The sequence below is a fragment of the Aeoliella straminimaris genome, assembly GCF_024054565.1.
Taxonomy (GTDB): Bacteria; Planctomycetota; Planctomycetia; order Pirellulales; family Lacipirellulaceae; genus Aeoliella; species Aeoliella straminimaris.
This window is the reverse complement of record NZ_JAMXLR010000055.1, coordinates 350725-365534: the sequence shown is the minus strand read 5'-3', so window position 1 is coordinate 365534 and position 14810 is coordinate 350725. Positions and strand designations below refer to the sequence as shown.

8 protein-coding genes are annotated in these 14810 nt (G+C 57.8%); 1 reads left to right on the top strand and 7 read right to left on the bottom strand.

Annotation, left to right across the window (positions count from 1 at the left end):
• The 4 genes from NG895_RS16660 to NG895_RS16645 form a co-directional block, all read right to left on the bottom strand.
• The coding region (locus NG895_RS16660) for a hypothetical protein (RefSeq protein WP_252853658.1) at window positions 1-435 on the bottom strand (435 nt) is incomplete at its 3' end.
• Window positions 436-792: 357 nt separating this feature from the next.
• The gene (locus NG895_RS16655; protein ID WP_252853657.1) at window positions 793-1518 is read right to left on the bottom strand and encodes a hypothetical protein; all 726 of its coding nucleotides are present in this window, start codon (window positions 1516-1518) and stop codon (window positions 793-795) included.
• 570 nt (window positions 1519-2088) lie between these two features.
• A complete protein-coding gene (locus tag NG895_RS16650) occupies window positions 2089-2325 on the bottom strand; it encodes a hypothetical protein (RefSeq protein ID WP_252853656.1) in 237 nt (78 codons plus the stop codon).
• A gap of 12 nt (window positions 2326-2337) precedes the next feature.
• Complete coding sequence (locus NG895_RS16645) at window positions 2338-2979, bottom strand: tyrosine-type recombinase/integrase (RefSeq protein ID WP_341871463.1); 642 nt, start codon at window positions 2977-2979, stop codon at window positions 2338-2340.
• A 152-nt stretch (window positions 2980-3131) separates the two neighbouring features.
• On the opposite strand from NG895_RS16645, the gene NG895_RS30920 reads away from it, so the two are divergent.
• Window positions 3132-3272, top strand: a complete 141-nt coding sequence (locus NG895_RS30920; RefSeq protein WP_425267236.1) for an EF-hand domain-containing protein — start codon at window positions 3132-3134, stop codon at window positions 3270-3272.
• Between the two features lie 83 nt (window positions 3273-3355).
• Here the strand turns inward: NG895_RS30920 and NG895_RS16640 are convergent, their stop codons facing one another.
• The 3 genes from NG895_RS16640 to NG895_RS16630 all read right to left on the bottom strand — a co-directional run bounded on the left by NG895_RS16640 (window position 3356) and on the right by NG895_RS16630 (window position 14728).
• Window positions 3356-4840: a hypothetical protein gene (locus NG895_RS16640; protein ID WP_252853654.1), complete on the bottom strand. Its 1485-nt coding sequence runs from the start codon at window positions 4838-4840 to the stop codon at window positions 3356-3358.
• A gap of 59 nt (window positions 4841-4899) precedes the next feature.
• Window positions 4900-7950 (bottom strand): DUF1583 domain-containing protein, encoded by a 3051-nt coding sequence (locus NG895_RS16635; protein WP_252853653.1) that lies wholly within the window; start codon window positions 7948-7950, stop codon window positions 4900-4902.
• Window positions 7951-8017: 67 nt separating this feature from the next.
• Window positions 8018-14728: a tetratricopeptide repeat protein gene (locus NG895_RS16630; protein WP_252853652.1), complete on the bottom strand. Its 6711-nt coding sequence runs from the start codon at window positions 14726-14728 to the stop codon at window positions 8018-8020.
• Between the last annotated feature and the right edge of the window lie 82 nt (window positions 14729-14810).

The window sequence follows — 14810 nt, the reverse complement described above, 5'->3', positions numbered from 1 at the left end:
ACCACTCTGCACCTTCCGGGTGTTTAAGACCATTTGCGGACCAGCCGCCCTCAGGATAGCAGTCTCGATTTCTCGCTCATGGTTCTTGTCGTTGATGATGTAGAATGAGAAATAGTGCAGCTCCTGCGGGTAGTTCCTCTTGTGGGTGCTAAGACGGGTAAATATTTGGCCGCGACCGCCATAGCGAGCAACCCCCATCGAGTCGTGAGCCAGATATACACCTTCAAGTAGGTATCCGTGCGCAATTAAGTCCTTCATAATTCCCGACAGAGCTTCAAAGGGGATTTTTTCTGCTACAACTTGAAAGATCGGTTGTACTTTATGCGGGCGTCCTCGCCCCGGCTTGAGACGACCCGTTCTCACCTTCCAGCCGTGCCCCTGGATTTCTAGCGGATAATACACCTTGGTACTTGGTTTCTTGGCCGTATTACTCATGGTGCGTATTCCTTATCGATTGGATTTAGTTCGAGCACGCCGCTGGACGCTCGCAGATCAGTCCGAGGAGTATGTAGAGCCGTGATCGCCATGCTATTTTAACCTGGATCTAATCAGCACTCGTGCGTAGCTTGTCGAAACGAGGCGTAGCACCGCTAAGAGCCAAACTAGACTGAGGGGCAGCCCACCCTGATCCACTCGCGAATTGACTCGGCGTCCCAGAATACTCGGCCGCCTAAATCAGGCCGCGCGGGCATTGTGCAATTCTCGGCCGAACGGCGGATGGTCGACCGGTCCGTATCGAGATAGAAGATTTCGGAACCTTGGTCGCACCCATGGAGTACTAAGTCAGAACATTTATTGGAGGAGAAGGACTCGTACATGCGGAGCAAATCCACAGGCCGACCTTAGTGTGGCTGAAGCGACCGCAGCCGTTCTCGACCGAGCAGCCGCTGCAAAGATAAGACACAAGAGTGTTATGCTAGATGGTTCGGGCACGAATGTGAACGACAAATTATCTATCCCTTCAGGGTCGGTTTCCGAAGTGACTTGAAAGAGAGCGTAGGAAAACGATCCGATGCCACCTCCCACTTGTAGGTGGTTGGCTTCTCCTCCGATCGCGTTGTCGATAGCATCGTCCAATTCTAGAACGCGGAACTCCCCCGATGTTCCAGTCGACTCTAGCGCAACGAGCCGCACTAGGTCTCCAGGTTCAAATTGATGTATGTCGATGAACAGCCCCACATTTGTCACAGGCTGTACGAACTGCATCAGCAAATCGCCAGGGTAGCCTCTGTCCCGTGCGAACGCCAAATTGGGAGGCGACAGCGGGCCATTGATTGACTCTTCGACTTGGAACTCGTCGAGGGGATCATTTATCGAAAATACGCTCCCCACGGTCAAACCATTTGGCGTATTACACGTTACGAAGGTGACACCATGATCTATCAGGACATCTCCGGGAAGAGCTCCGGGTGTCAGACTATCGAAATCGATGACCACAGGTGCCGCCATTGAATTTGGTGCGCAAACACCAAATTGTAGGACGATCGCCAAAGACATTAATCTCACAAGTTGTTTCATAAGTTCCCCCTCCTTCTCGTTATGGAGTGATACTTTCTTGGGCTTGGTCATTTTTGCTAGCTGAAACGCGGGACGCAATGAGCTCAGGCCAACAGAACGACTATTTGGCCTGAATATGGACAAGGGAATAATTCAGACTGGAACCAATCGCGACCCTGGGGGTGCGGGTAAAAAGCTGGTGGCGCGTACTCCCCCCTACCCCCTTATGCGTTTGCTGCCAAAAAATGTCCGCGGCTGGGGCTTCGGCTGCGCGCTGAAGCCGACCAGAAACTGATCACCCCCCGGGGGGTACCATGATCTTGGTTTGGCCGAGTCTCCGACCGACACCTAAATCGGCCGTATTTTTTGGCAAAAATAGAGTGTTTTGCCGACGGGTCCTTTCCGCGGTATACCTGGGGGACCGCCGAGCCAAATCGAGGGAGATTCGCGCACGCGTTGGCCAAGACTCGGGTAGTAGTAGCAACTACTGGGGGACGGACTATCTCTAGCACGCGTGCGATCGGCTAGCACCCCCCACGCGGCGCGGCGGAGGAAGGACCCAAGAGACCGGGGGGCTACTGTCGAAATCGATCAGGGTTTCTCGCCGGTGCTAGTTCGCACCATCGCCACGATGCCAGCCCGCACGGCCTCAGGCAGTTCCGACCACCGCTCGACGACGAGGGACAGATCGGGGGCAATTGGGGCCGAATCTGCATCAACTGCGCCGCATTCTGCGCCGCGGGCATCGGAAAACGGCGAATTTCCCTCGTTTCCTGGGAATCGTTCGAGTCCCTCATCGCCCACTGTTTGAGTGTTCAGTAGTTGCAAGAGCTGTAGAACCTATGCATTTCCTGACCCGGCCAATTTGCCGGCAAGTGCTTGCAACTTCACATCAGCACTTTGCGCAGCGCGCTCGGGGCTTCGGGCCGCTTCTTCGTAATGGTCGTCCGTAACCTGTCGGTAATGCTTGTTGGCCACTTGCTGTGTGTGGCCGAGCCAAGCTGCCGCGACATGGCCCGGGTACTTGTCGGCCAACTCGGTCGCTATGCTGGCCCGCAGGGCGTGGAACAGCTTGGGCCATGGCTTGAGACCCGCGTGGGCGATGATCTTGGTCATCGTGGTCCGGAAGTTCGCAGTGGCGTCGCGCTGCTTCGTAACTACATGCTCGGCCCCCTCCTCTGCTTCGTCCCACGCTTGATTAAGAACCGGCACCAGTTCCGGGAACAGCGGAACGACCCGCATCTCGTGGCCAACGTGGTGCTCGGTCTTCGGGCTACGGACGATCATCCGGTTCTGGTCCCAGAGGATGTCGCCTCTGGGCCGGTTGCTGTTGATTGCCGATAGGGATTCTGATCGAACTTTGACCCGCGACGAGCTGAAACAATGGCTTGCCGTACAGGAAAGTTTGATGGAGACGATTGTGCGGGGCAGTGTCGTGGATTTTGGCGCTTGGTCATTTTTGAAATGATCGGCACTTCCCACGACGGAATGCGGTCAGCTAGCGAACGTGTCGAAGCATCCGCTCAGCTGAGAGAGGATGAATTCACCAAGTCCAGTCACCATCTGCGGATCGTCGTCGGCCGCGGTTCCCCCAAGACACTCCTGGCAACCGAGGCAACTGAAGGCCCAACTTTTTGGTTGCTTTGGATCGAAACAAGGACGGGAGCATTACCAAGGGTGAACTCCCTGCCTATCGAGATGTTTTCAAGAAGCTGGATCTAAATGGCGATGGAGCCATCGACGCGAGTGAGGCCGCTGTGTCTCCTATGGAGTAATGAGCGTGCCGGCGAAGAAAGGGGTGAAAAAAGTCGTCACCAGCAACTCGCACAAGCCATACTGCAGCGGCAGTTTTCGAACTCTACTGCGCTGTCACTTGATCATTAGTGGGACGGATCGACTCAAAATACGCCCGCACGGTTTCGCGATGACCCAAGGGGAGCGGCTCGCTATCGAGCACCTCTTCCATTTGCTTGCGATACTCGGTGTATCGCTCTTTGTAACTGCGGGCAGCGTCCTGTGCCGCCTCGTTGGCGGCCAGAGTCTCGCGTTCGCTTGGTCCATCTCCGGCGAGGCCAGTGAGGTCTTCGTCGCGGCGGGTCGAGTCGAGCTTGGTCTTGTCTTCGCCGAACGGTTTGTTCGACGCGGCTTTCCCGGCCTTGTTCGAAGGGCTGTTCGATTTCTTGGCCATGGCGTTTGGGTTGCTGCACTGCCCGTTACCTTGGCAGGAGCACTTGCACTCGGCCAGGCGGTTCAACTGGCACGCCAGGCACTCGGATATGCTCTTGCGGACGCCCTGCTTACGGCAAACGCCTGCCGCATCGCAGAAGCCCGACTTGCATTTCGATTCGTTCTCGTTTTCGAGGCCTTCGACCATCTGCTGTACTGAATTGCTGAGCTTCCCCTTCTTGCCATCGCCGAGCTTCTTGCTGAGCTTGGCCAAATTGGCCGCCACGGCATCTCGCTGCTTGCGGTCCATCGTCGAGGCGTCGATCTTCTCGAGTTCCTTGGCCGCTTGTTCATAGTTGAGGGCTTCGAGCGATTGGCTGGCCGCTTGTGTGGCATCAGCGTCCTGCAGGGCTTCGGCCAACTGCTGCAACTCGGCATCCACGCGCTGCACGTCGAGCTGCTTGGCGGCAGCGGTTAGTGCGGCCTGCATCTCGGACAGTTGCGCGAGGGCCTCCCGCTGGTCGGTATCGGGTTCTTTGAGTTCCTCGATGGCTTGCTGCATCTCTTCGGCGAGCTTTTCGAGTTCCGGGTCATCTGTCTCTTCGGCCAGCTCTTCCAATTCCTCGAGCAGCGTTTCCTCGAGCACGCTAGCCTGCTCCAGCACCACTGGCAGCGGCCCCGCTGGCAAGCTGGCCTGGGAGACGGTCGGAGGTACATTGAGGAACAGCAGCACTAGCAAAGCTCCAAGCGCTGCGCCTGCAACCGGAGTCAGCCGGGGCGATTTCCAGGGCGCCGCCGTAGCTGGATCGATGCCACTCAGATGGTCGAGCGTGTCATGAACCTGCAATGAGTGAATGGGATCGTGCTTGTCCTGCAGAGCAAACTCCATCGCGGTCACCGTGCGATCTTTCAATCCGAACACACGATCGACCAATTGCGCGGAAGAGTGCCAACTGGCTGGCCAGACCAGCCCGATGAAACATCCCAAACCTGTGAACACCGCCAGCACCAATAATGCATCGGTTGCACCAACCGTCACGCCCAGCCAGCGGGCAACCAACATCAGCGACCCAACAATACTCCCCAGCAACAAACCGAGAACGCCCCATCGCAGGGCGCGGTCAAGACGCTGACGTGTGCGAACGGGCGCCAGGATGGCTTGGATTTGACTCAGCATGACCTTGCTTTCAATGGACAATGATCACGAAGGGTAAGTGCGGCGGCATACCGCAACGCTTAGAGGTTATCCGATTTGGCTTGCTCGAAAAAGTCTTTTGGGAGCTTTTCTGGCCAATTGCCAGATAACTTCACGTTTCGGACCCGTACGTGGTAGCTGGTAGGGTCGTGGAATAGGCCAAATCGGCGGTCTAGGCCCTGTTCCCAAGTTCGTCGATAGACCGGCTTGCCGTTGATCGAGAGGGTGATCGTGTCGCCATCGAGCTCGATTTGCATCTCGTTCCAGGCTCCCTCCTGAAGTTCCGGCGGCGCCAGTTGTTCGGCAGCCGGGTCGATCACTCGATTGTCCTGTGCCACGCCCGTCCAGGCAACATTGTTGCACGTGAGCCAATGAAGCGCCACTTCCTCGGCATCGAGCAGCATGCCAATCCGGCCAACCGTTGGCGTCAAATGGAACTTGCCGGGTTCGTAGTAGAACTCGAGGGTAATCTTTTCACCATCACACAGTGGCCGCATATACTGCAGCACGGCTTCACGGCGTTTCTCTTTGTAGGGCTCGGAATCGGCGTCTTGGCCCTGCATATCTCCGCCCTCAACAAAGTTCACACTGCAGATCTCACCATCCTCGTACCGCCACTGTGCTCGCGGATGCTCAACCTCTTTGGCGACGATGCTTCGGCCCTCCGACAACTCGACCTCAGGCAAGAGTCCTCGATAGAACTTGGCGGTCCACCCCACAAGCAGTGGCGAGACCAGCTGGACCTCGCGCGGGATCTGATAGTCGCCAGTTATCTGGACCTCGTCGAACGACGTAGCCCGGAACGAATAGCACACCATGGACAGGAATGGAAACGACGCGTGATAGTCACCCAACTCCGTTTCGAACGCATTGTCTCCCACGACCAGGCTCATGCGTCCGGACTGACAGTCAAGGCGATATTGGTTCATCGTATCCGCCTTCATGGTATCGGTCTTCAGTTCCTCCTCGCCACGCTCGCTGAGGCCCCTAAAGAGCAGTCGCCCCTCATGGCGCAGAAACTCCACCACCATTCCCCCCAGGCTGGCGGCGCCTTCTTCCCATCCGGCATCCTTCATGCGGAACGTGACGGCAAAGTCCCCTTCGAGTGGATAGCGGAGCAGCAGGTAGGAGAGATTCGGCCCCGTTTGGTGCCCCCAGTGGCCTGGCTCAATTTCGACCCAAGTCGAACGCGGATATCGACCGTCTCGCAGGTCGCCAATATGGAGATCATTGCTAACCACCCAGTGGGCCAAAGAGGTATTAGTACGAGAGCCGCGATTCTCATCGAACTGCATTTTCAGACGTCGCAGCCATGCCACCTCGTCGCCCTGCAAGCGGTCCTGAGCAACCTTGAGGCGTTCATTCACTAGTTTCTGTGCCTGCTCGTGCAAATCCGGATCGGCAAGAGCGTGCTGCAAAATCTCAGTATCAAAATGATGTGCCCGATCAGCATCCATTGCCGGAATACGGAGTCGAACATCACCACCATCCTGTACTTCGGTTAGGAGCCCTGCCTGCAGCGGTTCGTCCTTGGCCAGCAGGAGCATCAGGCGTGCAAGATCGGCATCGTCGCTCTTCTGGTCTTCGAGTTCCGCTATATGTTCGAGTATCTCCTTCTCTTTGCCCGCGGCCAACTGCTCACGCAGGGTCCACTCGATAAGAGTCAGACAGATCCGGTGGTCTCCCGCTACCCCATGTGATGGAAGGGCGTCGGTGCCATTCGCCGATTCGAGAAACAACTCCGGAATCTCGTCGGTGGGAACTAAGTGAGAGCAGTCGTGGACTCCCAATGCCGGAATAGTCCAGGAGAGCTCGCCTAGAGCTCCACGGCGTTCTTCGTGCGGGAGGCTCAGCAGTCCCTGCATCATCTCGTGGCCTGGGTCGACGAGTTGCCGCAGATCGATGCCGCCGTATTGATTGTCGGTTGGGAACGTCGCCAGACGCCGCACGCAAGCCGTGCCGAGCTTGGCGTGTCCCTTTTCAAAGGCGCGGCGTGCTGCCAGGGAATAGAGGTTCGCCTCGCGCGAGGTGACGTAGGACTCGTTGCCGGCTCGGATCTCGTCGTAGTACGACATTGAAAGGTCGGCGGCCGCTTCAAACCGCTCCACTTCGCCCGACTCAATCGATTGCTTGAGGTTCGAGGCAACCAAATATTTGAACCATTCGTTGGCGCCCCAGCGAGGCTTACCACGAACCTCGCGGAGCACTGCATCGGTAAGGCGCCTAGCAGCGGGGGAGTCATCGCCCAGCTTGCCGACCAACTCCCATGCGCTGCCAATTAGCAGTTCGGCGTTCGGCGAGTTGACCAGCGAGGTGGCCTGGGACGCCATCCGCTCGCACACCTCTTCGGCCGCTTCTTCCGAGGTCGCATCGTCGGAGGCCAGGACCGAGTCGATTAACAGCACCGTGTCGGCAGCCCCCGGCAGACGCCGCCGGGCGTCGAGGGTAGTGTTCAGATCGTCGAGTTGGTCTGCCTTACGCGCCCAATAGACCAGCGATTCGGCGCCCGATTTTCCTCGCGGGGGCTTCTCGACATCGATCGACACACTGCCATACGACATCGAAGTGGAAGGTGGCGGTAGCGTCGAGTAAGAGAATCCTTCGTTGGGACGGTCTGGCGGAAATACGATCGTTTTCCACACTTCGTAGGCGGTGGCCGGGTCGATCTCGGCCTCTTTCCAAACCTCCTGAAGCTCCTGCAGCCGTTTGGAGAGTCTCTGCTGTGCATTGTCGGTCGGGTTGTTGCTGCTGGACGGACTGGCTCGCACCACCGTGTTTTGCTGTGGCGAGCCAAGAATACCTCCCAGGTTGATGCTCGCCACCGGAGGTCCCTGTCGGCAGGCCCGACGCATCGCTTCGGTCGACACGTCGATGGCTCCGCCACGTGCCGCCATGATGGCCAGATCGATCGCAGCCAGGCAGCGATTCGCGTGATCCGACTTTTTGTCCGATGAGCTTTGGCCGTTGTTCAGGCGTATCACTTGGCCGTTCGACGATGGGGCAAGACCACCAACTGCAATCATCCCAACCAAGGCAAGTGCTGCCATCGACCCTGTGGGTACGCGGTTCGTGTTGGATCCTTGACGATTCATGATGACTCTCTTTGTGGGGAGAACGCTCGCTGACGATTGGATTACCAGGTTCTTGAGAAGCCAACCCTTAGGTGCCACTGGCGGCGTTCTCCTCGGGGGTGTCACTGGGTGGTAGCAATTCGTCGAGCGTGCTCCAGAAGATCGAGCGTGCTCGTTCGGGTTCGTCTTTGGCAATTCGGCTCGCGATCTGACACTGCAGCGATGTGGCCAGCGACTTTTCGCCGCACCGCTCGGCCTCAGCGGATGCACGCTCCAGCATCCGGATGATGTCCTTGCTCTCGGCCACCTCTTCGGACAATTGCAGCGCTGCCATCCCCAGTAACAGCTGATCGCTGAGTGCCGATTCGTCGCTCTTGGCGTCGCCGGATGGTGTAGCGGTGTCGTTCTGGGACTGCCCCTCCTCGGTGTCGCTCGACTTTTCGTCCGCAGCGTTTGACGATTCTGGATGGTCGGCCATCCACCCGACGATCGCCTCGGTTGCGAGCTCCGCCTGCTGCTGGTTCTCGGTGGAATTGCTGATCATCAGCCAGGTCACCAGCGACTTGAGCGGCATCGCATTCGCTGTGTCGGCGGGCGAGTTCTCGTCGAGCCACTTGGACACAGCGGTCCTCAGCTCCTCGTCCCCTTTGATCTTCTCCGTGAACTCTTCCAACGGCATCGTTACACGCACGTCGATTAGCGAGCGCTGCTTCACTTCAGGCGTCGCCAGGTAGGCCCCTACACCGATATCGGGCGTGCCATCTTCGCTTTCGGTGGCCGCTGGCCGAAGGGCACTTTCGACGATTTCTACAACCGCCTCGCTGGTGGTTTCTTTGGCGATGCGCTCCGAGATTCGATTGCGTTCATACTCAATATTGCCGCCATAACGTCCCGCTCGCTCCAATCGCTCCTCGTCGCCATAGGCATTTTGAAAGGCCAGGAAGGCCTCGGCTGGACACTTAAGATCCAGGAACCGTCGTGCCAAGCCCGATTGCGAACGTATGTACTGGTAGTCGCCATAGCCAGGATTCGACCGGCTAATTTGCGTATCGACGTCGGTATTGCCCAACTCTTCCAATAAGATGCGTCGAGATTCCGCCCTACGACCCGCCTTCTCGTAAGCATAGGAAAGAAGCGAGCGAGCCGTGTATTCGAAACCAGAGTTGCTCGATCCGGCGAGTTGCTCTTCATCCAGCGACTCCAGTAGGTCGCACGCCATGGACGGATTGTCCGCCTGATGCGTCAACTCGGACGCCAGGCACCACACAGCTTCGATGTCTTGGGCCGACTTATTCTGCTTGTCAATCAAAGGTTGCATCACCTCCCCCGCCTCGTCGAACTGGTCCGTTTTGATGAGGATCATCGCCAACAAGACACGCGGCAGCAGCACTGCCTCATCCTCTTCGAGGTGTTTTCGCATCGACTCGATGGTTCTTTTTTCAAGCGCCTCGTCTTGGGATACGATCTGCGCAATCCCATCCACAACGCCAGTCGTCCGGCCATTGCTGCTACGCGAGTAAACGTAATTGAACGAAGCTGGCCCACTCGACAACCAATCGCCCGATTCCAGTTTCTCGGTTACCGTCAATGCCAGTTCTTCGCTAACCTCGAAGTCGCGACGGGCTATGGAATACAGCATTTCCGAGAGTTCATGCAGAGTAAGTTCTTTTACCCCTGCAAGTATCATCTTGTTGACTGCGGCGTGTTTTTTGTCTCGGGCCAGTTCGTCGATGACTTCGCGGAGGCGGTAAGATTGACGGAAGTTCCCAATTCCGGCTTTCGTGATGCCTTCGGCAAACTTCTCCCAAGCATCGGCGGCTTCAATGCTCGACCGCATGGTATAGTACTCGTTGTTAAGCAGCTCGGGCGATTTGGCCAAGGCGGCCAAGTACTTGTCGACCGCCAAATCGTGCTTGTTAGCAGCAGCCAACTGGGCTGCGGCCGCCATTAGATTGCGAGGATCGGTCGGGCTCACCTCGGCCAGTTTCATCCTCAGCGAGGTCGCATCATCTCGGCGGCCCGCCGCTTCGTAAAAGGCCGACAGCTTATTGACCAGCTTGACGCTTTTCGGCGAACGCTCCACCAACTCTTCGTACTGTTCAATAAGGGGAGCTAGCTGCTTGGTTTGTGCCAGTACTCGAACCGCCTGCTCGTGCTGACGATTGCTGGCTGTGATCCGGTTTCGCGTTTCCCGAGGTTCGGTGCGGCGGATCACCTGACGTGCGATCTCAGCAGCCTGCTCAGGCTTGTTGGCCGCCACGTAGCGCGTCATTAACTCCACCAAGGTGTCTTGCTTGCCACCTGCCCGGCGGCGAATGCGCGCCATCATGCGATCGCCCAAGTCTTGCATTCCCAGCTGGTACATCAGGTCCGCCAGCTTGAGTTCGGTAGCAGAGTCGAGCCGCAGCGCAAATAGCTTTTGGGCGCTTTGTTTCGCCCGTTCCAAGTCGCCCAGCTCGAGTACGAGCTGCAAGATCGTCAGTTCACGATCGACGAGCATCTTTTGATTCGTAGGGCGTAGCTGTTCGACAATGTCCAGCGCCTCGCGAACTCGTCCCGACTCGTAGAGCAGTCGGGTCTGAGCCAGGACGACAAATTGCCCTCCAACTTGAAGCTCTGTCGCTGCCGCGAGTGACTCACGAACTTCCTCCTCATCCTTCGTCCAATACGCCACGCTGGCATTGGCCATCAGCCGGGCAAGACGGAGATAGGGATCGTCGCTCTCTTCATCAGCCCAGGACTTCAATTGATCGCGAACCACCTGAAGCTTACTTTCGTCGTCCTTGGTCGACTCGTACAACCCGTAAGTCGTCATAATGGCTTCGGTGCTAAAGTACGCGGAGGGTGGAGGGTAATCGATCGTTACCTGCACGTAGGTGCCATTCACGTTCCGGTGCGTCGAGATGGGCTGCCCTCCGGTTTGTGATCGCTCGCGCTGCGAGGGTCGCATTCGCGCTGTCTGCTCGGCCTGCCAGTGCAGCAGGGTATCGGTGCTATCGATGGCGCTGTCGAGTTGATCCTGCTCAACCAAATGTTCCACAAATGCCATGAACACCGAACCGTAGCCACCGCTTCCACTGGTCGTCGGCTTCAACTCGTGCAGCGCTTCGGATAACAGCTGTTTGGCTTTTTCGTCGATCTCCTTCGATGGCTTGCTAACGTACCGATCGTTCATCAGCAAGCTCACCGCTTGCACCAAGGCTTGCCCCGAATTGTTGGAATTGCGAGCCTGATTGATGTATTCTTCGATCATCTTCGTTGCCTGCTCCTGTCGATCGGCGCGGGCAAACTCCGAAGCGGCCATCAGTTCATAGTAGTTCACACCATTGGTGACGCTGCCTTTGGCCACTTCGCACCATTGTTTGAGCTGGTCGAGTTGTTCATCATCCAGTGGCTCGAGTTCACCGCCTTCGGCGTTTTGCTGACGCTGACGTTGACTGATAAATTGCTGCATCATTAGCTGAGCGGCCCAGGCATCGTCTTGCGAAATGAGCGCCTCGAGGCATCGCTCCATCTCTTCGCTATTGGCCGAATAGTTAACTTGCGGATTGTCCCACACCAAATAGAAGACAGATCGCCACAATCGATCGGCATCGCCTGATTCCAGGGCTTTTTCTACGAACTCGTCGATAAATTGCTTCCCGTCGAAGTCGTCGTCCGCGGTGACGAAGGGCATGCAATAGGCGATCGCCTGAACGTCTTGAAAGCACGATGGCGTGTAGGCGGAACGCCCGGAGTACCGGAATGCATCGTTCTCACCGGGAAAGAACAGGCCTTTGATCTGTGAAGCAGCCTGGACCAATTGCCTTGGTTGGCCCAAAGCGGCGTAGGGGTCGTAGTTGTTGGTGTTGCGTCCTGCGGCTCGACGTTCGATGGCTTGCTTGACCTTCGCCGTTGGCTCGCCTGGATCCTCCGACATCGATAGAACCTGCTGAGCGGCTCGATTGGCCTTCTCGTTCTGCGACAACTTGCCGTATACGATCATGGCTTGCCCCAGCACCTCCCAATTGTTGGGCTGGGCAGCCACCGCCTTGTCGACAAGCTTCGCCGCCGCTTCGAGTTGTTGCTTCTGAATCAGGTTATCGATGGCGTCGCTGAGCGACGAGGGATCGCTTTTACGCTGCGATAGCTTCAACCACAACGCCTCGGATTGTTCGATGTCCCCTTTCTCGAGCAGGAGATTCGCCAGCTGGTATTCGGCCGCCGGACTGGGAGCGACGGCCACCAGCCGCTTCTGATACTCGGCCGCTGTCTCGAGGTCGTACTCCGCGCGAGCCAGCGCGACGAGTTGTTCCAGCAGCTTCGTGTCGCGGCTGTCCTCCCGGGCAAGTTGCTCCAGCAATTGTTTTGCCTGTCCCAGGTCGCCAGCGGCTTGATGTGCAGCAGCCAGCCAAAGTTGCCCTTCGCGCGTCTTTTTTTGCTCGCGGCTAGTCAGCTCCAAACGATCCAGGAGGGCGTCGAACCGGTTGGTCCGCAGGTAGAGCTCCGACAGTTGGGTAACCGCGGCCGTCTTGCCATCCAGATCATTGGCCAGGTCGAATGCCCGCCAATATAACTCGATGGCCTCGTTGGTTTGAAACGCGTCGGCGAGTACCTTTGCCAGATGCAGGAGAGCCCCCTCGTCGTTGGGGTTGCTCCGCACACAGCGTCGCAGCACTTCGTACCCGCGTTGCTCTTCACCAACGCGGAAACACAAGTCGGCCAAAAACCGATAGTGTTCCGTATTGCCGGGCGCGGACGCGATGAGCTGCTCGGCGGCGGACAGCGCTTCGTCCGTGTTGCCAACACGCATTTCAAGTGTGGCAATCTGCTGTAAGTAAGAGCTTTGAAACCGTCTGTCGATCGTGGCCAGCTTGCGATACGACTCGATTGCCGCACCATACTGACCGCTGCGTTCCTGCAGCATGGCGGCCGTTTCCCAGACACCAGGGTCGCTGGGCGCCAGGACCGTTGCCTGCTCTGCCGCCCGGCAAGCTGGTTGGAATCGACGATCGGCTTCGCGAAGCAAAGCCAATAGTTGCCAGGCGTGGGGATCCTCCTTTGAGGGTCCGGCGACGGCATCTTCGGCGTTGGCGATGCGGTCTTGAAGCGTGCCACTCCCCTGGTAGTTCTTGATCCGCTCGGTGATCACCAATTCACGAAGTTCAGGGTCGTCGGCCAGCGGCTCGGCCAGGTCGAGCTGGGCGAGCGCCTGGTCGTATTGTTCCGCCTCGCGGAGCAACTCGGCGTAGCGAGCTCGATGACCGAAGGTGGGCTTCATCTCACAAGCACGCTTCATCACGTCGAGCGCCTTGTTGTCAAGGCCGAAGGTGCTGAATACTTCGCTCAGCCGCACGAGGTTATCGCGGGTCTCGCGCTCACCGGCCGCCAGTTCCTCCCATACAGTGACCGCCTGGTCTTTCTTGCCAAGCTGAAAGAGGTACTCTCCCAGGTACTCGCGATACTGCGGCTCGTTGGGAGCCAGGTCGATGGCCTTGTTGTAGTGCTCGATGGCCTGGTCGCTGGCCCCCGCACCACGCAACAAGTCGGTCACACGCGATACGGTCACCGCATCGTCCCCACGCTTATCGAGCAGTTTCATCCAGATGGCCACGGCCTCTTGCTGCTGCTGCTCCTTGCTACGCTTCGAATCGTTGAACACCAGTTCGCCGTATCGGACGATGAAGTCGGGATTGTCCGGCTCGAGCTCCACCAGCTCCTTCATCTCCAGCGCCGCTTTGGTGTAATCGTCGTTGGTCACCAGCGCTTCGACCAGGGCCAAACGCGGCTCCGATTGCGACGGCGCTTTCTCAATTGCCTTGCGGAACCATGTTTCGGCCTCGGGCAGTCGATGTTGCAGCGACAGGAAGTGAGCAGATCGCATCATCGCGTCCACATCGTTGGGATGTTCTTCCACCCTATCGGTGTAGTAGTTGACGAGACCGTCGATGTCGCCGCTTGACCAGAAGACCTCCTCGATGCGATTTCGAATGTCACGGTGCAACCAGCTATCGGGATTGACCTTCGCCAGCAGGGTCTCGAACTCACGCAGCGATTGCTCTGTCTGCCCCAGTTGTGCCTTGAGCTGTGCGGACCGGATGGCGATCTCCACGCGTCGGAAGCGATCGTCGGTATTCTCGACCAACCTGTCGTATCGCTCGATCGCGGCTTCGAGCGCACCTTCCTCGGCGAGAATCCGAGCGATTTCCTCCTGCACCTGGGTGTCGTTGGGAAACAGCGCTTCGAGCTCCTTCCACACTCCAATCGCATCGTCGGTGCGGCCGGTGCGTTGGAGAATCCGTCCCAGGTCCTGAAACACGGCCAGCATGTCGGCGCGAGGTGGTTTGCGCTCGATAGCAGTTCGCATGGCCTCGATGGCCCGATCGATTTCGCCCAGCAGGACCAGCGATTTGCCCAGGTAGTAGCTAGGCAACGGCTCGTCGGGCAGTAAATCCTGGGCCTTCTCGAGCGAACTGACAGCCAGTGTGTCCTGGCTGCGTTGCATCTGCACCATCCCCAGAATCATCCACAATTTGCCATCATTGGACTCTTTTGCCTCGGCTTCCAGCGACTCGCAGAACTCGTCCAGCGTGCCACGGCCGACATGGTAGCCATAGACCTTGTCGAGCGCCGTGCCTAAACGTGGCCGGCGCTTCAGCAATTGGAGAAATCGTTCGGCCGTGATGCGTTCTGTTTTCTCTGCGTCGGTTTCTGAATCGGCAGCTACGGCCGGCGGCTGAGCCGCCACGGGACCGCTCGCCCCGAGATACAGACCGAACGCTACGAGGGACAATGTCGAAAGGCACAGCAAACGTCGCATCGTGTATCCACCTTATAAAGGGCGGGTAGGAATAGTCGATTCAACCTATAGGCAGTTCAGCGGCCTGTCAAACTTCCGTGCT

Coding starts and splice junctions, on each gene's coding strand:
- NG895_RS16655 (WP_252853657.1), bottom strand. CDS start 1,518: ATGAAACAACTTGTGAGATTAATGTCTTTGGCGATCGTCCTACAATTT.
- NG895_RS16640 (WP_252853654.1), bottom strand. CDS start 4,840: ATGCTGAGTCAAATCCAAGCCATCCTGGCGCCCGTTCGCACACGTCAG.
- NG895_RS16635 (WP_252853653.1), bottom strand. CDS start 7,950: ATGAATCGTCAAGGATCCAACACGAACCGCGTACCCACAGGGTCGATG.
- NG895_RS16630 (WP_252853652.1), bottom strand. CDS start 14,728: ATGCGACGTTTGCTGTGCCTTTCGACATTGTCCCTCGTAGCGTTCGGT.